Genomic DNA, 23,298 nt, shown 5'->3' with positions numbered 1-23,298 from the left:
TCATTGCCTCGGCGCCGGAATCTGATCCAGCAGTTGTTTGAGCACCTGATCTACGTCCAGCCCATCGATATCCAGTTCGGGGGCAATCCGTACCCGGTGGCGCAACACTGCCATGGCGCAGCGCTTGATGTCGTCCGGGGTGACAAACTCGCCACCGCGCAAAAGCGCGCGGGCCCGGGCGCCGCTGACCAGGGCAATGGAGGCGCGCGGGCCTGCACCGAGGGTCAGCCCAGGCCAACTGCGGGTGGCCCGAGCCAGGCGTACGGCATAGTCCAGCACCTGCTCATCCAGCGGCAGCGCGGTGGCGACCTGCTGCAGGTGCAGCACATCCGCAGCTTGCAGCACGGTACGCAGCGGTTGAACATCCAGCATGTCGGCACGCGACGAACGCGTGACTTCGCGCACCATGTCCAGTTCCTGCCGAGCATCCGGGTAGTCCATGCGAACGTTGAGCATGAAGCGGTCCAGTTCGGCCTCCGGCAATGGATAAGTGCCTTCCTGCTCAATGGGGTTCTGAGTGGCCAGCACCATGAATGGCTGGCCGATGGGAAGTGCTTCGCCCTCCAGGGTCACTTGGCGTTCCTGCATGGCCTCGAGTAGCGCCGCCTGGGTTTTGGCGGGCGCGCGGTTGATTTCGTCGGCCAGCAGCAGGTGGGTGAATAACGGACCCTTGCGCAGCTTGAATTGTTCGGTGTGCAGGTCGTAGACGGCGTGGCCGGTAACGTCACTGGGCATCAGGTCGGGGGTAAACTGGATACGCGCGAAATCACCGCCGAAGCAGCGGGCCAATGCGCGTACCAGTAACGTTTTGCCGAGCCCCGGCACGCCCTCGAGCAATACGTGGCCGCCTGCAATCAATGCGGTCAATACGTCATCAATCACCTCATCCTGGCCAATCACCGCCTTGCGCAGCTCAACGCGCAAAGCATTGGCCAACTCGCTGGCCTGTAGCAAGCTGGCACTGGTCAGGGGCGTGGCGCTGGGTAATTCACTCATAGGGCGTTCCTGAGGGTTTGCAGGCATGCCACCTGCCGGCTGAAATCGGCACTGGAAAGCCGTTTTGCCGCAAGTGGCCCAAGGGCCTGGCTGATGACGTGAGAAGGTTGGCGAGTGAGGTGTTCGAGGACCTGACACTGTGCCGCGTTATCGAGGTGTTCAAAGCCGGGATGGCGGCGCCGCGCCGCGCGCAGGATGTCGCGCTGCAAGGCCTGCAACAGCGTGCCCTGGCCGCTGCGGCGCAGCAGGAAGTCGGCACTGGCCTTCAAGTGTTCCTGCAATTGCCGGCGCGCTCGGGTGGCCGGCGCCTGCACCGGACCCTGGCGCATGCCGGCCTGCCAGAGAGCCAGGGCAGTCAGCGCGCAAAGCGCTACCAGAGCCTGGGGGAAGTAGCGCATCAGCAGGCTGAGCAGGTTGTCGACGTTACTGTTGAACAGCAAGGTGACAGTCGTGCCCTGGTTCAGGTACCACAGCAGCCAGGCATTATCGTGTTGGCCGATGATGGGCGCTTTCCACAGGTCGCTGTCGGTGATCACCGTCACACGGCCTTGCCCAAGGTTGAGCTGCATCAGGTGGCTGGCCCTGGCGCTGTTGGCGGAAAACTGGGCCAGATGCGTGGGGTCGGTCAGGTTGAAGTCGGTGTCGAAATTGAAATAGGCCGGGGCGGTTTCATTGTCGACGTAAAGTTTGGTCAGGTCCGGCATGTTCTGTTTACGCGCGGGGGCCGGCTCCTCAGGCTCGTCACTCAATAACTGATGGATGTGCAGCCGATCTAACAGCAAGTCGCCGCTTTTATCGGTCTCTTCATCCCAGAGCGCTTCGGCGACCAGCAACAGGTGCCCGCCTGACCTTGCCCAGTTCAATAGTTGATCTGCCTGACGTGGGGTCATGTTGCCGCGCTCGCCCAGCAGCAACAGGCTATTGCCTTTGGCGGGAAGGTCGGCGAGACGATCCAGGCCATTGGCATGCTCAACCACAAGACCTTGCCCGCGCAGGAACTGTTCTGCCGCAAGGTAGGGATTGGCCAGCGCCTCCGGCGAGGGGCCGCGGTCGACTACTTCGTCATACGCAATGGCTTTGCTCCAGAGAAACAGCCCGCCAGCCCCCAGCAGGCCTGCCAGTAGCCATCCCGCCCACAGCAATGTCCGGTTCATTGGGCAGCACCTGCGTTGAACAAGCTGCGCCAATCGCTGCACAGCTGTTGTTGCGTCAACGCGGGAGGCAGCCGATGACCGTAGGCGAGGTTTTGCCAGTGGCGAGTCAGGTCGTTGCTGAAGGCCAGCAGATCCGGTTGTTGCACGTGTTGAATGCGCTCCAGTACCTGGCCCTCGGTATCGGCGTTTGTCAGCGGCAGGTTGAAGTCGTGCAGCAGCCGGCTGAGCAGGCCGCGGTAGAGCAGTCCGAGAGCCTCGCGTGGTTGAGTGGGCCACAGTTGCTCGGCGGCGCTGGCGATATCGTCGGGCAGGGTCTCGATGCCCACCGCCAGCCCGAATAACTGGGTGGGCACAGGCAAGGCTGTGTCGGGCTTGCGTGGCCTTCGTCGGCTGACAAAGGTGCGCAGCCAGTCGCGATAACGCCAGATCAGCAGCGCCACGCCGCCCGCCAGTACACTCCACAACAGGACTTCGAGGCCTTGGGCGAGCTGTTTGAAACTGGTGCCGTTGAAGTTGTCCAGCAGTGCCTGAAGCCAGGCCGGGAGTTTGCCATCACCGCGCGCCCGGTTTTTTAACGCAGGTTTTTCTTCGCCGAAGCGATAGCGCGTAACGGTCTCGGGATTCTTGAAAGGTGGCTTTTCCAGCAGGGTCTTGATCGATTGGCTGGCGGCATGGGTGCTGACCGGTTTGGGCGGGTTGGCCCCATCCGCAATGGCCGGTCGGCTGCAGGGCATCAGCATCAGGCCTGCAGCCAACAGCAACAGCGGCGCAACGCTGCCCAGGCGCTCTCGAAGGCGGCGGAACACCAGCTCCAGGTCCCAGGCTTCGAGTACGGTACGGCGGTTGAGGTACAGGCTGAAACCACAGGCGACGTAGATCGGTTCCCAGAACGCCAGAATCAATGCGTAGAACGCATTGCTCATGTGTTCCAGCCACAGCGCTTGCGAACCGGTGGCCTGTGCCAGGCGTTGCCAGTCCCAGTCCAGCTCGATCTGCTGGGGGATGAACAGGTAAAACAATGCCATGGCGCCGAACCACAGCGTTATTTCAAGGCACATCCCAAGTAGGGTGAGCCAGCGCGAAGCTCCACCGTTACGTTGGAGCAGCACACCCAGGCGTTTCTGACGCGCGTCGCCATCCAGTCCTTCGAGCTGGCTGACGGGCATCACAAAGCTGCGACTCAGGCTGAGCCGTCGCCAGATCAAGCTGCTCAACAACTGGCCTTTGAGCAGACGCGGCCACTGGCGTACAGCCTGCCTGAGGCTGGGAGTCTCGCCGAACAAGGCCCTGGACAGGATGTAAAGCGGCAAGCGGTCGAACGCCGGTTTCAGCCACCAGAACAGAAGCATGGCGGTGGACGGATACTTCCAAAACGCAGCGCTGAGCACAATAAATACTGGCAAGCTCACAATCGCCCAACTGGCTACCAGCAGCCAACGGTGTTTACGGGCCATCAGTACGCCAAGGTCCATGGCTTCCCAAGGCGTACGCGGCCGAATGACTACGCTTGAATCACTCAGGCGCATGGCGGGGGTGTCCGGTCAATGTCAGATAAGCGATCACCAGCAGCCATAGCACGGCGCCCACCAGGTATTTGATCCAGGGTGCAGTGGTGGTGGAGGACGACCAGTAGGCTTCGATAAAGGCGGCGAACAGCAGCAACAGCATGACGCCGCAGAGCATCTGCATGCTTTTTCGCGCCGCCAGCCGCAACGACTCGGCGCGTGTGAGGCGCCCGGGCGCGATCAGGGCCCAGCCCAATTGCAGGCCTGCCGCGCCGGCGAGGGTGATGGCAGTGAGCTCGAAAGCGCCGTGGCCGATAACGAACGACCAGAAGGTCTGGCCGTAACCGATTTCCGTGAGGTGGCCTGAGATGGCGCCGATGATCAAGCCGTTGTAGATGAGGAAAAACACACTGCCCAGTCCGAACAGCAAACCGGCGGCAAACGTCTGGAAGGCAATCCCGATGTTGTGCATCACGTAGTAGCCGAACATCATCCAGTCCTCACTGGAGGCACGCTCGGCGACGCGGCCCAGGCGACTGGAATCGGGGTCGTACATGCCTTGCATCTCGGCGACCTGATGCGGGCTGACAATGCTGTAGATCAACTCCGGAAACAGGTACACCAGCAGCGCAACCACCACCAGGCTGCCGAAGAACAGCAGCCCGGCGATCAACACGAAGCGCCATTGCTCGCGCACCAGACGGGGGAAGTCGGCCAGCACGAAGCTCAATGCGTTCGCGGCCACTTGGCTGCGGTGCCGGTACAACTGCTGATGACCGCGCAATGCCAGTTGTTGCAGCGGGTCGACCAGGTAACTGCTGTAGCCGCGCGCCTGGGCCAGGGCGAGGTGCTGGCACAGGCGCCGATACTGATGGGGGAAGTCGGCCATATCGCCGGTCTTGAGCTTGCCTTGCTCCAACTGTTTCAGTTGTGCGGCAAAGGCTTGCCACTGTGGTTGGTGACGGCTTTCGAACAGGCTCTGTTTCATGTCGGCCCCAGCAAGCCGCGCGCGACACCATTGAGTTGCTCTGCGGCGTGAGCCGCCGGCACCTGCAGGGGCGTTGCGAGAATGGACGCCAGTTCGTGCACCCGTTCTGCGGACAGTTCGCCCTGGCGCTCGGCAAATCCGAGGATGGCGCGTTGTTCGCCCAGGTGCAGGGCGAACGGCAGGCCCAGAGGTGCGGCCTGCGGCACTTTGGGGCGGGCGAGTGGCTGTTCGCGATAAATCACCAGCGTGCCGGCGGCGAGATCGCCGAGTCGTTTGAAATGGGGATGTTGCAGGCAGCTGACGGCGCCGAAAAAGTAGCCGAAGGGCAGCATGTCGACAAAGCGCAGCAGGTTGCGGATAAGCGAAGCGGACCAGCCGACGGGTGTGCCGTCATCCTGTACCACGCGCAGGCCCATGACCTGCTTGCCGGGTGAGCAGCCCTGGTTGAGCACTTCGAACAGCACCATGTACCACCAACTGACCAGAAACAGCAGCAGCGAACCCAGGCCGATGCCGATATTGCCCAATAGCGCCAGGGGCACCAGGAAGATGCCCATGGCCAGCGCGCGTACGCCGAGGTCGAAGGCAAAGGCCAGCGCCCTTGGCAGCAGGCCGGCGGGACGCAGGGGCAGGTCGATGCCCTCCGGGGTCTCGATCTGGTAGCGGGTGTCCAATGGGGCTGATTGCATCGCGGTCCCTGGCAGTGCGGAGCGGCTGGAAGACACGGATGCTAGCAGTGTCGACGGTGGAAGCAACCATCCAAGATTTTGCTGGATGTTTGTACAGAATATTTGGCGCTGGCCGCGGGCGCCTTGCAACGCCTAGACTTTATCAATCTTCAGCTCAGGAATGGCCCGTGACTTCGATTTTCTGGTACGACTATGAAACCACCGGCATCAATCCACGCAGCGATCGCCCTCTCCAGGTCGCTGGTATTCGCACCGATCACGACCTCAACGAGATAGACGCGCCGGTCAACCTGTATTGCCTGCCCAGTGACGATATCCTGCCGCATCCGGCAGCTTGCGCAATTACCGGCATCACGCCTGCAATACTGGCGCAACAGGGCCTGACCGAGGCCGACTTCATGACCCGTGTGCACGCGCAGCTGGCGGCCCCCGGCACCTGTGGCGCCGGTTACAACACCTTGCGGTTTGATGATGAAATGACGCGGTACAGTCTGTACCGCAACTTCTTCGACCCTTATGCGCGGGAATGGCAGGGCGGCAACAGCCGCTGGGACTTGATCGATGTGGTCCGCACGGCCTACGCGTTGCGCCCCGAAGGGATCACCTGGCCCGAACAGGACGGGCGCGTCACCCTCAAGCTTGAACGCCTGACCCAGGCCAACGGGATTGATCACGGCCAGGCGCACGATGCATTGTCCGACGTACGCGCCACGATCGCGCTGGCCCGTCTGGTCCGTGAGAAACAGCCCAAGTTGTACGACTGGCTGTTTCAACTGCGCAGCAAGCAGCGCGTCATGGATCAGATTCGCCTGCTGCAGCCGATGGTGCATATATCCGGGCGCTTTTCCGCCGAGCGTCATTATCTGGGTGTGGTGCTCCCCCTGGCCTGGCACCCGCGCAACCGCAATGCCTTGATTGTGTGCGACCTGGGGCTTGATCCGCAGGGACTGCTCGAGCTGGACGCTGAAACTTTACGTCAGCATCTCTATAAGCGCCGCGATGAACTGGCCGAGGGCGAAATGCCTGTGCCGCTCAAGTTGGTGCATATCAACCGTTGTCCGGTGGTCGCCCCTTTGAGTGTGCTGCGGGCCCAGGACCGTGAACGGCTGCAATTGGACATGGACAGTTATCAGGCACGTGCACTGCGGCTAACTGACGCACAGGGTGTATGGCGTGACAAGTTGACGGCTATTTATGCCGAGGACGATTTTGCCGCAAGTGAAGATCCCGAGCAGCAGCTGTACGCTGGTTTTATCGGTGACCGCGACCGCCGCTTGTGTGAACAAGTCCGGGCCGCAGAACCTGCACAACTCGCCCATCAACAATGGCCATTTGATGATCACCGTTTGCCGGAATTGTTATTCCGCTACCGCGCCCGTAACTTTGCTGAAACCTTGAGCCACGAGGAGCAACAACGCTGGAAACTTTTCTGTCAGCAACGTTTGTCGGATGCACAATGGGGCGCTCCCAATACCCTGGAAGCATTTAATCTTGCGCGACGAGAGTTGGCGGTTAGTGCTACATCGATTCAGTGTCAGGTGCTGGATCAATGGCAAGAGTATGTCGATGCTTTAGCGGCGCGGATGAATCTGTAGGAAGATAATTGCGCGATTGTCACGGCAATAAAAAACGCCAGCAAGCTGGCGTTTCAGGGTATCGCAAATCAGGCAGATCCTGGCAAGGCTTAGCCCAGCAGAGTGGCCCAACCTTCAACCACGTCACCGCCCCACTTGGCTTTCCACTCTTTCAGCGTCTTGTGGTTGCCACCTTTGGTTTCAATCACTTCACCGTTGTGTGGGTTTTTGTATTGCTTGACCTTGCGAGCACGTTTGGTGCCGGTAGTTTTCACAACGCCACGCGGTGCTTTAACTTTCGACTCTGGATCCAGCAGCGCGATGATGTCGCGCAGGGACTTGGAGTATTCACCCATCAGGGTGCGCAGTTTGCCTTCGAATTCCAGCTCGGTTTTCAGTTTGTCGTCTTGGGACAGATTCTTCAAACGGGCTTGCAGCTCTTTGATAGCTTCTTCGGTGGCGCGGTATTCGTTGATCAGGGACATGTGGACTACCTTATGTAGAACGCGGATGACAGGGACAGTGGGCCAATAATAGTCAGGCAATTTGCTCAAGTAAACATTTAAGCGTGTATCCAGGTGAATTACTTTGAAAGTAAGCGGTCACACGATGCAATTGAGTTAATAAGTAGCGGTATGCGCAACGGCATTCTGATTCCTTTCTCGCTTACTGCCCACGCATAAGGTTGTACATTTATCTAAGGGCGGTAAAACCTTACACAATTAAGGGGCACCGGCAGACCGGCAGCGCAGAATAAGCGCGAAGGAATACTGCAGTTTTTCTGCGCAATCGCTAGAATGGCGGCCTTTGCGAAGTTCTGGAGTTTCCCCCTAATGCGCACTTTTCGGCTGGTGATTGCTTGCCCGGACCGGGTTGGTATCGTTGCCAAAGTCAGTAACTTTCTGGCCTCCCACAACGGTTGGATCACCGAGGCGAGCCATCACTCGGACGATCTCAGCGGTTGGTTTTTCATGCGTCACGAAATACGTGCCGACACGCTTCCCTTTGGCCTGCAAGCCTTCCGCGAGGCGTTTGCGCCGATTGCCGAAGAGTTTTCGATGACCTGGCACATCACTGACACCGAGCAGAAAAAACGAGTGGTGCTGATGGCCAGCCGTGAGTCCCACTGTTTGGCCGACCTGCTGCACCGCTGGCACAGCGATGAGCTGGACTGCGAGATTGCCTGCGTGATCTCCAACCATGACGACCTGCGCAGCATGGTCGAATGGCATGGCATCCCGTATTACCACGTGCCGGTCAACCCGCAGGACAAGGAGCCGGCGTTCGCCGAGGTTTCCCGTCTGGTCGGGCAGCATGAAGCCGACGTGGTAGTGCTGGCGCGCTACATGCAGATCCTGCCGCCGGAGTTGTGCCGCGAATACGCCGGCCGGGTGATCAACATTCACCACAGCTTCCTGCCCTCGTTTGTGGGTGCCAAGCCTTACCATCAGGCGTCCCTGCGCGGTGTGAAGTTGATTGGCGCAACCTGCCACTATGTCACCGAAGAGCTGGATGCCGGCCCGATCATCGAGCAGGACGTGGTGCGTGTCAGCCACAGCGACAGCATTGAAGACATGGTGCGTTTTGGCCGTGACGTCGAGAAAATGGTGTTGGCCCGTGGCCTGCGTTATCACCTGGAAGATCGCGTGCTGGTGCATGGCAACAAGACCGTCGTGTTCTGATCACGGTGATTGAAGAATCGAGGGCCTGGGCGTTAAATCGTCCCAGGCCCTTTTTCTTTGCCTGAACGTCGAGGATTGAGTCATGAGTGACCCTTTGGAAAAAGCCACCGCAAAGGCCCCGGCGACCCTGGGTGAGGGCTGTTTGAGCCGCTATGACCCGGATGAACTCAGCAGTGAAGACGGCACGGACTTTCCCGGTGCCGCCCAGTTATGGGAACGCGAGCGCAGCAAGCCCGAGCCTGAAGGGGACTGATGAAGGTCGAGCGTTGCCCACCCTTCAAGCGCAGATTTTTATTCATCGCTTGAAGAGGCCGCTAATGTCTTAATATTCCAGGCGCCTGCCTGCGGCACTGGAGACCAACCATGGGTAACGAAATGCCTGATTCCACACAACTGCTTATTGGCGCCGATTCAAACGGCCAGCCCATCGCCCAGCCCATGCGCCTGGCCAATCGTCACGGATTGATTGCCGGAGCCACGGGCACGGGCAAGACCGTCACCTTGCAGCGCCTGGCGGAGGCGTTCAGCGATGCGGGTGTGGCGGTATTTGCCGCCGACATAAAAGGTGATCTCTGTGGCCTGGGCGCCGCCGCGAATCCCCAGGGCAAGGTGGCCGAGCGTATCGCCGACATGCCTTTCATTAATTACACCGCCAAGGCATACCCGGTCACGCTGTGGGATATTCACGGCGAGTCCGGTCATCCATTGCGCACCACGATCAGTGAAATGGGCCCGCTGCTGCTCGGCAGTCTGCTGGAGCTCACCGATAGCCAACAGTCGGCACTGTACGCCGCCTTCAAGGTGGCCGACCGCGAGGGCCTGTTGCTGCTGGACCTCAAGGACCTCAAGGCGCTGCTCAATCACCTGCACTATCACCCGGAACTGCTGGGCGATGACGCGGCATTGATGAACACAGGCTCCAGCCAGGCGCTGCTGCGACGACTGGCAGTGCTGGAACAGCAGGGCGCCGACGCTTTGTTTGGCGAGCCCGCGTTGCAACTTGAAGATATTTTGCAGCCCGCCGCCGATGGCCGCGGCCGTATTCATCTATTGGACGCCAGCCGTTTGGTGCATGAAGCGCCGAAAGTGTACGCCACATTCCTGTTGTGGCTTCTGGCGGAGCTGTTCGAGCAATTGCCGGAGCGCGGCGATGCCGAAAAGCCGCTGCTGGCGCTGTTCTTCGATGAGGCCCATTTGTTATTCGCCGATACCCCCAAGGCATTGCAGGATCGCCTGGAGCAAGTGGTGCGGTTGATCCGCTCCAAAGGCGTTGGCGTGTATTTCGTCACGCAGTCCCCGGGGGATCTGCCTGACACCGTACTCGCCCAACTTGGCCTGCGCATCCAGCACGGCTTGCGTGCGTTCACCACTAAAGAACAGAAATCCCTGCGCGCCGTGGCCGAGGGTTTTCGCGCGAATCCGGCGTTTGACGCATTAACCGTGCTGACGGAGCTGGGCACGGGTGAGGCGTTGGTCGGCACCTTGCAGGAAAAGGGCACGCCGGAGGTCGTCCAGCGGGTGCTGGTGGCACCGCCGCAATCGCGGATCGGCCCGCTCAGCGGCGTTGAGCGCGCGGCGCTGATCGCCAGCTCGCCCTTGCAGGGCCGCTATGACAAACCGATTGATCGCGAATCCGCCTATGAAGTGCTAATGGCGCGCAAGGAATTGGGGCCGGGCGCAGACTCTACGCCTGCCGCCCAGGAACCGAGCTTTACTGACAGGGCCGGCGCGTTTCTGGGAACGGCGGCAGGCAAGGCGCTCAAGTCCGCGATGCAGCAGGCAGCCAATCAAATGGGGCGGCAGTTGGTGCGCGGTCTGCTGGGCTCGTTGCTCGGCGGCAGCAAGCGCAAGTAGCGGCTCAGGCCTTGGGCCTGGCGTGGGCGGCGAGGCGTTCCAGCGCCGCGCGCAAGCCTGGATCACTGATCCCGTCGGCGGTGGCCTGGATGGTCTCGGCGGCGTTCTCCGACAGATCCATCGTATGGCCGACCGCACCTTGTTGCACGGTAGGCGGCTGTACCTTGAACTGGATGCGCGTCAGGCTGGCGAACTCGTCAAACACCATCAATTGCCGCTGCAGGCGTTTTTGCTGATAGCGCAGTCGGGTCGCCCAATGGCCGTCGGTGACGATCAGCAGCAAATTGCCCTCACGCCAGGACGCCACGTGACAATGTTCGCGTGCGGCGGGTTGCAGCTGGCTTTCGAGCAGGCGTTGCAGGTGGCCCAGGCGTTGGGCGTGGCCGAAGATGGCTTTCAACGGCTTGGCTTCGCGAAGCAACACGCTGGGCGCGCGGGCTGTAAGAGGGCGAAATGCCATGAGCGGACACCTTAAGTAACAGAGCGGCCATCTTAACAGAAAGCACGCAGACGGCCCCGCGTACTGCCGATGCCCGGCTTTTCCCGTGAAATCAATAGGTAACTTCTGCATCCGATGGGTTGAAGTTCGCGCAAAAGCCCTTATTTTAAATAGGCCCTCTCACAGCCCCATGCCAGCCTCCGGGAACAACGCCACTTTCCTCACCCACGTTTCCGGGTAGAATGCGCGTTCGCATGCGGCCGTGAGGGCTGCTCGGGCCACTGACGGTGCGCCCTCCATCCCTATGTGTGGAAGAACCTGCCGATATGTTTGCGCCTTTGTTAAAGAAACTTTTTGGAAGCAAGAATGAGCGCGAAGTCAAACGCATGCTCAAGACGGTGCAGCTGGTCAATGCTTTCGAAGAGCAGATGGTTGCCCTTTCCGACGAGCAATTGCGCGCCAAGACCCAAGAGTTCAAGGCCCGCATAGCCAAAGGTGAAACCCTCGACAAACTGCTGCCCGAAGCCTTTGCGGTTGCCCGTGAAGCCGGCAAGCGCGTAATGGGCATGCGCCACTTCGACGTCCAGTTGATCGGCGGCATGACCTTGCATGAAGGCATGATCGCCGAAATGCGTACCGGTGAAGGCAAGACCCTGGTGGCGACACTGGGCGTTTACCTCAATGCACTGTCGGGCAAGGGCGTGCACGTTGTTACGGTGAACGACTACCTGGCCCGCCGGGACGCCAACTGGATGCGCCCGCTGTATGAGTTCCTCGGCCTCACCGTCGGCGTGGTCACGCCGTTCCAGCCGCCGGAAGAGAAGCGCGCCGCCTACGCTGCCGACATCACCTACGGCACCAACAACGAATTCGGGTTCGACTACCTGCGCGACAACATGGCGTTCAGCATGGAAGAAAAATTCCAGCGCGAACTCAATTTTGCCGTGATCGACGAAGTCGACTCCATCCTGATCGACGAAGCCCGTACCCCGCTGATCATCTCCGGCCAGGCCGAAGACAGCTCGCGCCTGTACACCGAGATCAACAAGTTGATCCCGCGCCTGGAGCAGCACATCGAGGAAGTGGAAGGGGTGGTGACCAAAGAAGGTCACTTCACCATTGACGAGAAGACCCGCCAGGTCGAACTCAATGAAGCCGGTCACCAGTATGTGGAAGACATGCTCACCCAGATCGGCCTGCTGGCTGAAGGCGAGAGCCTCTACTCGGCGCACAACCTGGGCCTGCTGACCCATGTGTATGCCGGCCTGCGTGCGCACAAACTGTTCCACCGCAACGTCGAATACATCGTCCAGGACGGCCAGGTCGTGCTGGTTGACGAACACACCGGTCGTACCATGCCGGGTCGTCGCCTGTCCGAGGGCCTGCACCAGGCCATCGAGGCCAAGGAAGTGCTCAACATCCAGGCCGAAAGCCAGACGTTGGCGTCCACCACCTTCCAGAACTACTTCCGTCTGTACAACAAGCTGTCCGGCATGACCGGTACGGCCGACACCGAAGCATTCGAATTCCACCAGATCTACGGTCTGTCGGTCGTGGTTATCCCGCCGAACAAACCGCTGGCGCGTAAGGACTTCAACGACCTGGTGTTCCTGACCGCCGAAGAGAAATACGCGGCGATCATCAACGACATCAAGGACGGCATGGCCCAGGGTCGTCCGATCCTGGTGGGCACCGCGACCATCGAGACGTCCGAGCACGTGTCCAACCTGCTCAACAAGGAAGGCATCGAGCACAAGGTCCTCAACGCCAAATTCCACGAAAAGGAAGCCGAGATCATCGCCCAGGCCGGTCGCCCAGGCGCGCTGACCATCGCTACCAACATGGCCGGTCGTGGTACCGACATTCTGTTGGGCGGCAACTGGGAAGTGGAAGTGGCTTCGCTGGATAATCCAACGCCCGAGCAAGTGGCCCAGATCAAGGCCGACTGGCAGAAGCGCCATCAGGCCGTGCTGGAATCCGGTGGCCTGCAGGTGATCGCTTCCGAGCGGCATGAATCGCGTCGTATCGACAACCAGTTGCGTGGTCGTGCCGGCCGCCAGGGTGACGCCGGTTCCAGCCGTTTCTACCTGTCCCTGGAAGACAGCCTGATGCGTATCTTTGCCTCGGACCGCGTGAAGAACTTCATGAAGGCCCTGGGCATGCAGTCCGGTGAAGCGATCGAGCACCGCATGGTGACCAACGCCATTGAGAAGGCCCAGCGCAAGGTTGAAGGGCGCAACTTCGACATCCGCAAGCAACTGCTCGAGTTCGATGACGTCAACAACGAACAGCGTAAAGTGATCTATCACATGCGTAATACGTTGCTGGCTGCCGACAACATCGGCGAGACCATTGCCGATTTCCGTCAGGACGTACTCAACGCCACCGTGACCGCACACATTCCGCCACAGTCCCTGCCTGAGCAGTGGGATGTTGCCGGTTTGGAAGCGGCGCTCAAGAGCGACTTTGGTGTCGACCTGCCGGTTCAGCAATGGCTGGACGAAGACGACCACCTCTACGAAGAGACACTGCGCGAGAAGCTGATGGCCGAGCTGTTGGCCGCGTACAACGAGAAAGAAGAGCAGGCGAGCGCCGAAGCCCTGCGCACGTTCGAGAAGCAGATCGTACTGCGCGTGCTGGACGACCTGTGGAAAGACCACCTGTCGACCATGGACCATCTGCGTCACGGCATCCACCTGCGTGGCTATGCCCAGAAGAACCCGAAGCAGGAGTACAAGCGCGAGTCGTTCACGCTGTTCTCCGAATTGCTTGATTCGATCAAGCGCGATTCGATTCGCGTGCTGTCCCACGTTCAGGTGCGTCGCGAAGACCCGATCGAAGAAGAGGCGCGTCTGCGCCAGGAAGCCGAGGCACTGGCTGCACGCATGCAGTTCCAGCATGACGAGGCGCCAGGCCTGGACGCGCCGGAAGTGCTTGGCGAAGAGATCGACGTAGCCCTGGCGCAAACGCCGGTGCGCAATGATCAGAAGCTGGGCCGCAACGAACTGTGCTGGTGCGGTTCGGGCAAGAAGTACAAACACTGCCACGGCGAAATCAACTAGTATTTTCGCCTGACGCTGCAACACCCCGCGCCGCGACCGGCCTCTGCCGTCGCGGCGTTTTGCAATTAATCTCACCGTCAATCAAGACGGCACAGACATCATCTATTGTTGAGGAGCGCATTCATGGCTGTTGGTCTTGGTCCTTTGCCCACATTGCACCCGGTTGCCGGCTTTGAGCTCGGTATCGCTTCGGCCGGCATCAAGCGCCCGGGTCGCAAGGATGTGGTAGTGATGCGCTGTGCCGAGGGTTCGACCGTCGCTGGCGTGTTTACCCTCAATGCGTTTTGTGCAGCACCGGTGATTTTGGCCAAGCAACGCGTGGCCGGCCCGATTCGTTACCTGCTGACCAACACCGGCAATGCCAACGCCGGTACTGGCGAGCCTGGCCTGGTCGCTGCTGCGCGCACCTGTGCAAAGCTTGCGCAATTAACCGGCGTGGATGCCAGCCAGGTGCTGCCGTACTCCACCGGTGTGATCGGCGAGCCGCTGCCGGTCGAGAAAATCGAAGGGGCTCTTCAAGCCGCGCTGGATGATTTGTCTGTGGACAACTGGGCGGCAGCGGCCACTGGCATCATGACCACCGATACCCTGCCCAAGGGCGCGAGCCGTCAGTTCGTGCATGACGGCGTGACCGTCACCGTCACCGGCATCAGCAAGGGCGCAGGCATGATCCGCCCGAACATGGCCACCATGCTCGGCTACATTGCCACCGACGCCAAAGTGTCGCGCAACGTCCTGCACAGCCTGATTCTGGACGGCGCCAACAAGTCGTTCAACCGCATCACCATCGATGGCGATACCTCGACCAACGACTGCTGCATGCTGATTGCCACCGGCCAGGCCAACCTGCCGGAAATCACCGACGCCAGCGGCCCGCTGTTCGCGGCGTTGAAGCAGGCGGTGTTTGAAGTGTGCATGGACGTCGCCCAGGCCATCGTGCGTGACGGCGAAGGCGCCACCAAGTTCGTCACCGTTGAAGTCAATGGCGGCGGCAATCATCAGGAATGCCTGGACGTGGGCTACACCGTGGCCCATTCGCCGTTGATCAAGACCGCACTGTTCGCCTCCGACCCGAACTGGGGGCGCATCCTCGCCGCCGTCGGCCGCGCCGGCGTGCCGGAGCTGGACGTGAGCAAGATCGACGTGTTCCTCGGTGACGTGTGCATTGCCAGCCGTGGCGCACGCGCCGAAACCTACACTGAAGCCCAGGGTTCAGCCGTGATGCAGCAGGAAGAAATCACCATCCGCATCGAGCTGGGCCGCGGCGATTGCAGCGAAACCATCTGGACCACTGATCTGTCCCACGAGTACGTGAAGATCAACGCGGAATATCGCACCTGACAATGAACCTCCCCCTGTAGGCGTTCGCGCCTGCAGGGGTTACCACACGAGGAAGCAGTGGCGTGAAACGAGTACATGTAGCAGCGGCGGTGATCCGCGGCGTCGACGGCAGGATCCTGCTGGCGCGCCGTGCCGACACCCAGCACCAGGGCGGTTTGTGGGAGTTTCCCGGCGGCAAGGTGGAGGCTGATGAGTCGGTTTCCACTGCGTTGTCCCGCGAACTGCAGGAAGAGTTGGGCATTCAGGTCACGACGGCGCGTCCGTTGATCAAGGTGCAGCACGACTACCCGGACAAGCAGGTGTTGCTGGATGTCTGGGAAGTCTCATCGTTTACCGGCGAGCCACACGGCGTCGAAGGACAGCCTCTGGCGTGGGTCGCCCCTCGGGATCTGCTCAACTATGCGTTTCCCGCAGCCAACACGCCGATTGTCGCGGCGGCGCGCCTGCCGGCCGACTACCTGATCACTCCTGGCGAGCTGGAAACCCCGACGCTGTTGCGTGGCATCCAGCAGGCTGTCGCCGCCGGCATCAAGCTGATTCAACTGCGTGCGCCCAATGGTTACGACCCGAAATACCGCGACCTGGCGGTGGATGCGGTGGGATTGTGTGCCGGCAAAGCGCAATTGATGCTCAAGGGACCGTTCGAATGGCTGGGGGATTTTCCTGCGGCGGGTTGGCACGTGACCTCGGCGCAACTGCGCAAATACGCGAGCAAGGGCCGGCCGTTGCCGAAGGACCGCTGGTTGGCTGCGTCCTGCCATAACGCCGAGGAACTGGCGCTGGCCGAATTGATGGACGTGGACTTTGTCACGTTGTCGCCTGTGCAACCGACCCAGACCCATCCGGATGCGCAGCCGCTGGGCTGGGAACAGGCGGCGCAGTTGATTGCCGGTTTCAGCAAGCCGGTGTTTCTGCTGGGCGGGGTAGGACCTGCCGAGCGGGAGCGGGCCTGGGAGGCAGGGGCTCAGGGTGTGGCGGGTATCAGGGCGTTCTGGCCGCAGGGTTGAGGGTGTCTGAAGGGCCTCATCGGGAGCAAGCCCCCTCCCACATTTGACCCGGTTCCAACCCTGGAATGCGGTCACCTGTGGGAGGGGGCTTGTCCCCGATGAGGCCAGACAAGGCACTGCCTGATCATCAGTGCGGCTTGGCCGCCGCCTGCCACAGCACCTCCGCCACTCCCTGGCGCCTGGCAATCACCCGCGCCGCCACAAACAGCAGATCCGACAACCGATTGATATACGCAAGCCCGACCCCCTCCAGCGCTTCCACCGCGTTCAGGTGCTGACACCGACGCTCCGCGCTGCGTGCCAGGCTGCGGCATACGTGTGCCTGGGCAATCAAGGCTGAGCCACCGGGCAGGATGAAGTTTTCCAGCGGCCCGACTTCTTCATTCCAGCGATCAATCGCCGCTTCCAGCCGGTCCACCTCGGCCGCATTCAACGCTTTGTACACCGGCATGGCCAGCTCACCGCCAAGGTCGAACAGACGGTGCTGGCAGGGCGTCAGCACTTCAATCACATCCCTGAGTTCAGGGTGCTTGCCGCTCTGCTCTTCAAGATTGGCCAACAGCAGGCCCAACTGGCTATTGAGTGTATCGACTTCGCCAATGGCCTCCACGCGCGGGTGGTCCTTGGGCACGCGGCGGCCGTCGCCGAGGCCGGTTTCGCCCTGATCGCCAGTGCGGGTGTAGATCTTCGACAGGCGAAAGCCCATGGTCATTGCTCCAGTTGGTTAGATGCAGTGGGGGCCAATTGGCTGCCGGCCAGGGGCAGGCGCAAGGTAAAGCAGGTGCCCTGGCCCAGGGTGGAATGCACTTCCATCTGGCCCTTGTGGTTGTTGGTGATGATGAAATACGACACCGACAGCCCAAGCCCGGTGCCCTGGCCGATTTCCTTGGTGGTGAAGAACGGCTCGAAGGTGCGCTTGCGCACGTTTTCGCTCATGCCAACGCCGTTATCTTCCACCTGGATTTCGGCCCATGGCGGATTGAGGCGGGTGCGCAGGATGATCCGCCCCGGCTCGCCGTCGTCGCGCAGGTGAATGGCTTGGGCGGCGTTCTTCAGCAGATTGAGCAGCACTTGTTCCAGTTCATTGGCGGTGCCGGGCACCGGGCCCAGTTGTGGATCGAAGTGTCGAATGATCGCCTGCCCCTTGAAGTCGAAGCCAATGGCCAGGTCAAAATCATTGCCGGCGATTTCCACGGCTTGATCAATCAGCGCGGGCAGGTCGCAGGGCGCCATTTGCCGGTTGCTGCGGCGGCTGAAGCTGAGCATGTGGGTGACGATTTTCGCCGCCCGCGCCCCGGCTTGCTGGATACCGTCGAGCAATTGGGGCACTTCGCGGCCTTCAAGGTAGCGGTTGACCGTAGCCAGCTCGATACCGGCCTGCTCGGCGTATTCCAGGTTTTTCGGCAACTCGGCCGACAGCCGACGGCGGATGTTCTGCACGTTGTGCAGGATCGCGCCCAGTGGGTTGTTGATTTCGTGGGCCATGCCGGCCGCGAGCCCGCCGACGGATAGCATTTTCTCCGACTGCACCATCATTTCTTCCAGTGACAAACGCTGGGTGATGTCGTCGATGCGGATCACCACGCCGCGTCCCGCGCCGCCTGTCAGCGGGTAGAAGGTCAGGGCGTAATGCTTGGCCTCGTCGTCCTTGATCCACGTGACGCGTTCGATGCGCTCCACCACATGCTGCTCGATCGTGGCCTTGATCTGCGGCAGAAACGGCTTGAGCGGCTCGAACGCGAGGAAGATCGGCTGGTTCAGCGCTTCATCCAGTCGTGTACCGGAGAGCGCACTGGCTTCCTGGTTCCATTGGGTGACGTACAGCTGCTCATCCAGCGCAATCAGCGCCGAGGGCATCGAATCGATAATGCTGTTGAGATAGTTCTGGAAACCGGTGAGTTTTTTCTCGATCTTGCTGCGAACCTGCACTTCCAGTTCGAGCTTGCGGTTGGTGTGGCGCGTTTCCTCGGCCAGGCCTTGCGCCTGGTCATAGGCTGCCTGGGAATCGTCCCGGGCGCGCTTGAGCTGCTGTTCGCGCGCTTCGATGCGCGACAGCATGGTGTTGAAGGCTTCGGCCAGGCTGCCGATTTCGTCGTGGTTGCCGCGCCGGGCGCGCAGGGCGTAGTTCTCTTCGCGTGTCACCTGGCGCGAAAGTTCTTCCAGCTCGTAGATGGGCCGGGTGATCAGCCGCTTGATCTGGCGGGCGATCACCAGCCACAGCAGCACACTGAAGATCAGGATGCCAAGGCTGGCGGTGAGGGTGCCGGTGTAGAACGCCACGGGCAGCTCGCTGCTGGCCACCAGCAGCAAATGCCCGGATGCCTGGCCGGGACGGGGCAGGGTGATGACCTGGTTGCTGCGAAACTCGGTGACGCGCCACGCCTCGATATGCCGATAGGTGTCCGGCAAGTGCAAGCGGTCGCCATGTTGCATCTGCGCCAGGCGATTACCCTCGCCGTCGTACAGTGCCGCGGCGCGCAACGGCGAATAACTGGTCAATTCGTTGAGCAGGGCATCGGCCTTGGCCGGTGATTCGAGGGCTTCGGCGGCGAGGGCCGGGTTGGACACCAGCCGGCCAATGGCCTGTAACGCCTGCGGTGCCATGCTTTCCTGGGAAATCCAATAGGCGGCGCTGATAAAGGTGAGGTTGGCCACCAGCAGCACGGTGGTCAGCAGCACCAGCAGCGCGGCCAGCAGTTTCTGGCCGACCGGAAGGTTTTCAAGACGCTGGCGCAGAGGCATCAGGGTGTTCGCTGTTTAGAGACAGGCAGGCAGGGTAGCGCGTGCCTCAGTCGCTGGGCAATCCGCGTGCAACCAACTGCTCGACCAGACGTGCCTGCACGGCCCGCAGATGGGGCACGGGCAATTGATGGCGGGCGGCGGCCTGGCAGGCGTAACCCAGCAGGTAGCTGATTTCGGTACGGCGCAGGTTGGCCACGTCCTGATACATGGAGGAAAAATTCGCGGCGGTGGCCTGGATCACCCGTTGCACTTCATCGTGAAGATCCTGTGAGGCCGCTGGCTGGCCACAGCAGTCGAGCAGTTCGCTCAGTTCGGCGCACAGCGTCGCGACTTCACACGGGTGCGCCTGCAGGCCCCCGTTGCGGCATTGATAAAGCACGGTCAGCGGGTTGATTGCGCAATTGAGCGCCAGCTTGCGCCACAGGCGCGTGAGAATATCGATGCTCCATTCATGGGGGATTCCGGCGACGAGCAGGTCATCCAGCCATGGCGGGGCGGTCGGGCGGGCGGCGTCGCCCAGCCAGGTGTAGCCATGCCCGGCGAACACCACGCGCCACTCGCCGTCACGAAACGCGCCTTCGGTGCTGGAGGCAAATATGCAGTGGGCGTGGGGCTGCCGGGCGGCGACCGCGTCCTGGCTGCCCAGACCGTTCTGCAGCAGGATCAGCTCGGCGTGCGGTGCAAGGCGGTGCTGCAGCTGTGCGATAGCGCTTTGTGCGTCGTAGGCTTTGCACGCCACCAACAGGCGATGAATCGGCTCTGGGGTGTCAGGCGTTTCGGCGCTCACCGGATAAGTCTGTGCAACACCGTGCTCGACCAGCGTCAGTCCTGGCCCTGCCTGATAACTGGCCAGCCGCTCTGTATTGCGCAGAATCAACCGCACCGGCATGCCGGCACGCGCCAGGCGCGTGGCCCAGAGGGTGCCAAGGCTGCCCGCGCCGAGAATATGCCAGGTGGTCGACATCGGTTTTTGCTCCGTTGGGTTGCCTGCGATGAACAGAACGAAAGAATCGCTATAATGCTCCGGCATTTTAGCTCGGGCGCGCTCCATCTTTACTGAGCCTGCCCCTTATATTGGAGAAATGACATGCCTTCGTTCGACGTGGTATCCGAACTGGACAAACACGAAGTCACCAACGCCGTCGAGAACGCCGTCAAGGAACTGGATCGCCGCTATGACCTGAAAGGCAAGGGCAGCTTCGAGTTCAAGGAAAAGGAGTTGACCGTCAACCTGACCGCTGAAGCCGATTTCCAGCTGGAAGCGATGATTGAGATCCTCAAGCTGTCGCTGGTCAAGCGCAAGATCGACGCGCAGTGCCTTGAAATCAAGGACGCCTACGCTTCCGGCAAGCTGATGAAACAGGAAGCGGTGCTCAAGGAAGGCATCGACAAGGAGCTGGCGAAGAAAATCGTTGCCCATGTCAAGGATGCCAAGCTCAAGGTGCAGGCCGCCATTCAGGGTGAGCAAGTGCGGATTACCGGCAAGAAACGTGACGACCTGCAAGAGGCCATTGCGGCCCTGCGCGCCAAAACCTTCGACATGCCGCTGCAGTTCAATAATTTCCGCGACTGATTGCAAAGGAGAAGATAGATGGACTTGAACGCTGAAATGGATCACTTGATCAAGACCTCGCAGTCCTGGATCCCGATGATCATGGAATACGGCAGCCGCGTGTTGCTGGCCGTGATTACCCTGGCCATCGGCTGGTGGCTGATCAATGTCTTTACCAATCGCGTCGGGCGTTTGCTGGCTCTGCGTAAAGCGGACCTGGCGCTGCAGCACTTCATCACCAGCCTTGCGAACATTGCGTTGAAAGTGATGCTGGTGGTCAGCGTGGCTTCGATGATCGGCGTGGCGACCACCTCGTTCGTCGCCGCGATTGGTGCCGCAACACTGGCCATTGGCCTGGCGTTGCAGGGCAGTCTGGCCAACTTTGCCGGTGGTGTGCTGATTCTGCTGTTCCGTCCGTTTCGCATCGGCGACTGGATCGAAGCTCAGGGCACCTCCGGTACGGTCGACAGCATCCAGATCTTCCACACCGTGCTGCGCACCGGCGACAACAAGACCGTGATCGTGCCCAATGGCATTCTGTCCAACGGCATCATTACCAACACCAATCGCCAGCCGACCCGCAAGGTGGTGTTTGACGTGGGTGTGGACTATGAGGCCGACCTGCAAAAAGCCCGTGAAGTGCTGCTGGAACTGGCAAAGGATCCGCGTGTGTTGGCTGACCCTGCACCGGCGGCGGTGGTTTCGACATTGGGGGACAGCTCGATCACTGTTTCATTGCGCTGCTGGACCAACACGCCGGATTATTGGGACGTGGTGTTCATGTTCAATGAACTGGCGCGCGACCGTTTGAAAGGGGCGGGGATTGATATTCCGTTTCCACAGCGGGTTATTCGTGTCATGCAGGAAGCGCCGGCGAAGTAACAGGAAAGTGTTGCGTTTAACTGGGCCGACAGGTCAGGTTAAATGCGACAGCCGATCTTAGTTGCTTAGCTTGCTAGTTATGTTCAGCTGAAATAATAGTGCAATAAAAAAGCCGCTCCCTTCTATAGAAGGGAGCGGCTTTTTTACTTAAGGCAGAAGCCTTAAGTCATCGTTGTAATCAAACGGCGAATTACAGGATGTTCAACGGGTAGTTTGCGATCAGGCGCAGTTCGTCGATCGAAGGCGAACCGTAGTAAACGCCATCACCCGAACGATACGTCGCTTGACGCAGGCGCAGGCTCAGGTTTTTGGCCGGACCGCTCTGGACCACATACTTGGCTTCGATATCGCGTTCCCACTCTTTACCGTTCGAGGTGGCGGCGGTGTTGGCGCCGCTACCGGTTACGTAACGGGTCATGAAGCTCAGGCCTGGAATGCCGAAGGTCGCCATGTTGAGATCGTAACGAGCCTGGTACGACTTCTCGCCTTCGGCGTTGAAGTCGGAGCGCGCCACGGAGTTGGCCAGGAACACGGAGCCGCCGCCGTCTACGCCGTAGCCGTAGTCGCCGTCGCCGGTGACTTTCTGGGCTGCCAGCGTAAAGGTGTGCGCGCCGACGGTGTAGGCGCCCTGCAAGCTGAACGCGCGGTTGTCGAGCTTGGTTTGTTGTGCCAGCGGCAGGAGACGATCTTTGTAGGCGCGTTGCAGGCCTTCGCCTTCGCTCTTGGTGTCGTAGATATTGAAGTCCAGGGCGAAGGACTGGTTGTCGCTCAGCGCGTGAGTCCAGTTCAGGTTGCTGTAGTATTTGCGGAAGTAGTCTTCGGTCTTCGCGTAGTACAGACTGCCGGTGACTTCAGGAGTGAAGGCGTAGACGCCGCCGACAAAATCGGTCTTCTTCAGGCCCAGGCTGTCATGGAAGGTCTGGTTCTGCGCCACGCTCGAAGTGAAGTGACCCCCTTCAAGTTTCAAGCCCTTGATTTCGGTGCTGGTGATCGAAATGCCTTGTGGCAGCTCTGGCAGCAGGCGGCTGTCGTCAGAGGCGAACACAGGAGCGGTGGTGTATTGGTCACCGACTTTCAGCACGGTGTTGGAGAAGCGGAACTTGACCGCGCCGCCGCCCTTGGAATACTCGTCCTGCGAGCGGCCGTCAGAGCCGCCCGGGAACAGACCGGTGCCGGCACGACCCTTGCCGCTGTCGAGCTTCAAGCCCATCAGGCCGATCACATCAACGCCGACACCCACGGTGCCCTGGGTGAAGCCCGATTCATACAGGGCGTTGAAGCCCAGACCGGTTTCTTCTGCACGGCTCTTGTTCTTGTTGTTGACTTTGTCGTAGCCGGCCAGCGGCTCATTACGGAAATCGCGGCTGAAGTACAGGGCGCGAGTATTGATGCTGAACGTGCTGTCTTCAACAAAGCCCTTGGAATCGTCCTGGGCGGACGCCATTGCGAACTGCGAGGTGCCTGCTGAAACAGCGAGGGCGATCATGCTCCACTTCATCACGCGCATCGTGATTTGCTCCTTTGGTTTTAGGAAGAGTACTGCCGTCCCACCTGTATTTTTATCTGGGCGGCTCTTTCTTTTTTGTGTCGGCGCAAAGTTATATCACGCAGACCCTATTGACGATACTTACCCAACTTTCCTTTCAGCTTCTTTACGAGGCTGTCGTAAATCGCTAGCTCCCTGTCGCAAATTCACAGCCCAACTGTAACTGGACTGACAACTTCAATACTGTCTTCAAACGGCTTTCGAAGTTTGAACGCTTCCCTGATGCGCATTGAATCGCTGCTGTTCTTATCGCGAAACACCTGCATCCACGGGTGCCGTTGCCGA

Annotated in this window: 20 protein-coding genes; 9 read left to right on the top strand and 11 right to left on the bottom strand. The window is 60.4% G+C overall.

Going from position 1 to position 23,298, the window contains the following annotated elements; genetic code table 11:
• Genes TU79_RS06195 through TU79_RS06175 form a run of 5 tightly spaced genes read right to left on the bottom strand, consistent with a single transcriptional unit; the run spans position 1 to position 5,332 of the window.
• A complete protein-coding gene (locus TU79_RS06195; protein WP_057007188.1) occupies positions 1-996 on the bottom strand; it encodes an AAA family ATPase in 996 nt (331 codons plus the stop codon).
• Positions 993-2,150 (bottom strand): DUF4350 domain-containing protein, encoded by a 1,158-nt coding sequence (locus tag TU79_RS06190; RefSeq protein ID WP_057007187.1) that lies wholly within the window; start codon positions 2,148-2,150, stop codon positions 993-995. Before TU79_RS06190 ends, TU79_RS06195 begins: the two co-directional genes overlap by 4 nt.
• The gene (locus TU79_RS06185) at positions 2,147-3,676 is read right to left on the bottom strand and encodes a DUF4129 domain-containing protein (RefSeq protein WP_057007186.1); all 1,530 of its coding nucleotides are present in this window, start codon (positions 3,674-3,676) and stop codon (positions 2,147-2,149) included. Before TU79_RS06185 ends, TU79_RS06190 begins: the two co-directional genes overlap by 4 nt.
• A complete protein-coding gene (locus TU79_RS06180) occupies positions 3,663-4,643 on the bottom strand; it encodes a stage II sporulation protein M (RefSeq protein ID WP_057007185.1) in 981 nt (326 codons plus the stop codon). Before TU79_RS06180 ends, TU79_RS06185 begins: the two co-directional genes overlap by 14 nt.
• Positions 4,640-5,332 (bottom strand): RDD family protein, encoded by a 693-nt coding sequence (locus tag TU79_RS06175; protein ID WP_057007184.1) that lies wholly within the window; start codon positions 5,330-5,332, stop codon positions 4,640-4,642. The genes TU79_RS06180 and TU79_RS06175 overlap by 4 nt, the downstream gene beginning before the upstream one ends.
• A 167-nt stretch (positions 5,333-5,499) precedes the next feature.
• Here TU79_RS06175 and sbcB point away from each other — a divergent pair, with 167 nt between their 5' ends.
• A complete protein-coding gene (gene sbcB, locus TU79_RS06170; protein WP_057007183.1) occupies positions 5,500-6,927 on the top strand; it encodes an exodeoxyribonuclease I in 1,428 nt (475 codons plus the stop codon).
• An 89-nt stretch (positions 6,928-7,016) separates the two neighbouring features.
• Here sbcB and mvaT read toward each other — a convergent pair whose 3' ends face one another.
• Positions 7,017-7,391: a histone-like nucleoid-structuring protein MvaT gene (gene mvaT / locus TU79_RS06165; RefSeq protein ID WP_057007182.1), complete on the bottom strand. Its 375-nt coding sequence runs from the start codon at positions 7,389-7,391 to the stop codon at positions 7,017-7,019.
• A 348-nt stretch (positions 7,392-7,739) separates the two neighbouring features.
• On the opposite strand from mvaT, the gene purU reads away from it, so the two are divergent.
• The 3 genes from purU to TU79_RS06155 all read left to right on the top strand — a co-directional run bounded on the left by purU (position 7,740) and on the right by TU79_RS06155 (position 10,442).
• Positions 7,740-8,588, top strand: coding sequence for a formyltetrahydrofolate deformylase (gene purU, locus TU79_RS06160; RefSeq protein ID WP_003237644.1), 849 nt, complete (start codon positions 7,740-7,742; stop codon positions 8,586-8,588).
• Between the two features lie 82 nt (positions 8,589-8,670).
• Positions 8,671-8,841 carry a hypothetical protein gene (locus TU79_RS26255; RefSeq protein ID WP_169793783.1) on the top strand — a complete coding sequence of 57 codons (171 nt, stop codon included), beginning with the start codon at positions 8,671-8,673 and terminating at the stop codon, positions 8,839-8,841.
• A 122-nt stretch (positions 8,842-8,963) separates the two neighbouring features.
• Positions 8,964-10,442: a helicase HerA-like domain-containing protein gene (locus TU79_RS06155; RefSeq protein WP_057007362.1), complete on the top strand. Its 1,479-nt coding sequence runs from the start codon at positions 8,964-8,966 to the stop codon at positions 10,440-10,442.
• A 4-nt stretch (positions 10,443-10,446) separates the two neighbouring features.
• On the opposite strand, the gene TU79_RS06150 is transcribed toward TU79_RS06155, so the two are convergent.
• Positions 10,447-10,902: a DUF721 domain-containing protein gene (locus TU79_RS06150; protein WP_003237650.1), complete on the bottom strand. Its 456-nt coding sequence runs from the start codon at positions 10,900-10,902 to the stop codon at positions 10,447-10,449.
• A 305-nt stretch (positions 10,903-11,207) separates the two neighbouring features.
• Between TU79_RS06150 and secA the strand changes: the two genes are divergently transcribed.
• The 3 genes from secA (at position 11,208) to TU79_RS06135 (ending at position 16,291) form a co-directional block, all read left to right on the top strand.
• On the top strand, positions 11,208-13,943 hold the full coding sequence (gene secA, locus TU79_RS06145) for a preprotein translocase subunit SecA (protein ID WP_057007181.1): 2,736 nt from the start codon (positions 11,208-11,210) through the stop codon (positions 13,941-13,943).
• A gap of 123 nt (positions 13,944-14,066) precedes the next feature.
• Positions 14,067-15,284, top strand: a complete 1,218-nt coding sequence (gene argJ, locus TU79_RS06140; protein ID WP_057007180.1) for a bifunctional glutamate N-acetyltransferase/amino-acid acetyltransferase ArgJ — start codon at positions 14,067-14,069, stop codon at positions 15,282-15,284.
• A 62-nt stretch (positions 15,285-15,346) separates the two neighbouring features.
• The gene (locus TU79_RS06135; protein WP_057007179.1) at positions 15,347-16,291 is read left to right on the top strand and encodes a Nudix family hydrolase; all 945 of its coding nucleotides are present in this window, start codon (positions 15,347-15,349) and stop codon (positions 16,289-16,291) included.
• A 127-nt stretch (positions 16,292-16,418) separates the two neighbouring features.
• On the opposite strand, the gene TU79_RS06130 is transcribed toward TU79_RS06135, so the two are convergent.
• Genes TU79_RS06130 through TU79_RS06120 form a run of 3 tightly spaced genes read right to left on the bottom strand, consistent with a single transcriptional unit; the run spans position 16,419 to position 19,997 of the window.
• Positions 16,419-16,997 (bottom strand): cob(I)yrinic acid a,c-diamide adenosyltransferase, encoded by a 579-nt coding sequence (locus TU79_RS06130; RefSeq protein ID WP_057007178.1) that lies wholly within the window; start codon positions 16,995-16,997, stop codon positions 16,419-16,421.
• Between the two features lie 2 nt (positions 16,998-16,999).
• Entirely contained in the window at positions 17,000-19,033 is a 2,034-nt protein-coding gene (locus TU79_RS06125; protein ID WP_057007177.1) for a sensor histidine kinase, read from the bottom strand.
• Between the two features lie 46 nt (positions 19,034-19,079).
• Positions 19,080-19,997, bottom strand: coding sequence for a putative 2-dehydropantoate 2-reductase (locus TU79_RS06120; protein WP_057007361.1), 918 nt, complete (start codon positions 19,995-19,997; stop codon positions 19,080-19,082).
• Between the two features lie 123 nt (positions 19,998-20,120).
• Between TU79_RS06120 and TU79_RS06115 the strand changes: the two genes are divergently transcribed.
• Positions 20,121-20,606 (top strand): YajQ family cyclic di-GMP-binding protein, encoded by a 486-nt coding sequence (locus TU79_RS06115; protein ID WP_003209785.1) that lies wholly within the window; start codon positions 20,121-20,123, stop codon positions 20,604-20,606.
• Positions 20,607-20,624: 18 nt separating this feature from the next.
• Positions 20,625-21,467 (top strand): mechanosensitive ion channel family protein, encoded by an 843-nt coding sequence (locus tag TU79_RS06110; protein ID WP_057007176.1) that lies wholly within the window; start codon positions 20,625-20,627, stop codon positions 21,465-21,467.
• Positions 21,468-21,657: 190 nt separating this feature from the next.
• Here the strand turns inward: TU79_RS06110 and TU79_RS06105 are convergent, their stop codons facing one another.
• On the bottom strand, positions 21,658-22,974 hold the full coding sequence (locus TU79_RS06105) for an OprD family porin (RefSeq protein ID WP_057007175.1): 1,317 nt from the start codon (positions 22,972-22,974) through the stop codon (positions 21,658-21,660).
• Positions 22,975-23,298 lie beyond the last annotated feature (324 nt).

This window comes from Pseudomonas trivialis, from assembly GCF_001439805.1.
Classification (GTDB): Bacteria; Pseudomonadota; Gammaproteobacteria; order Pseudomonadales; family Pseudomonadaceae; genus Aquipseudomonas; species Aquipseudomonas trivialis.
Note: the sequence above shows the minus strand (reverse complement) of the source record. Positions and strands in the feature narration are given on the sequence as shown.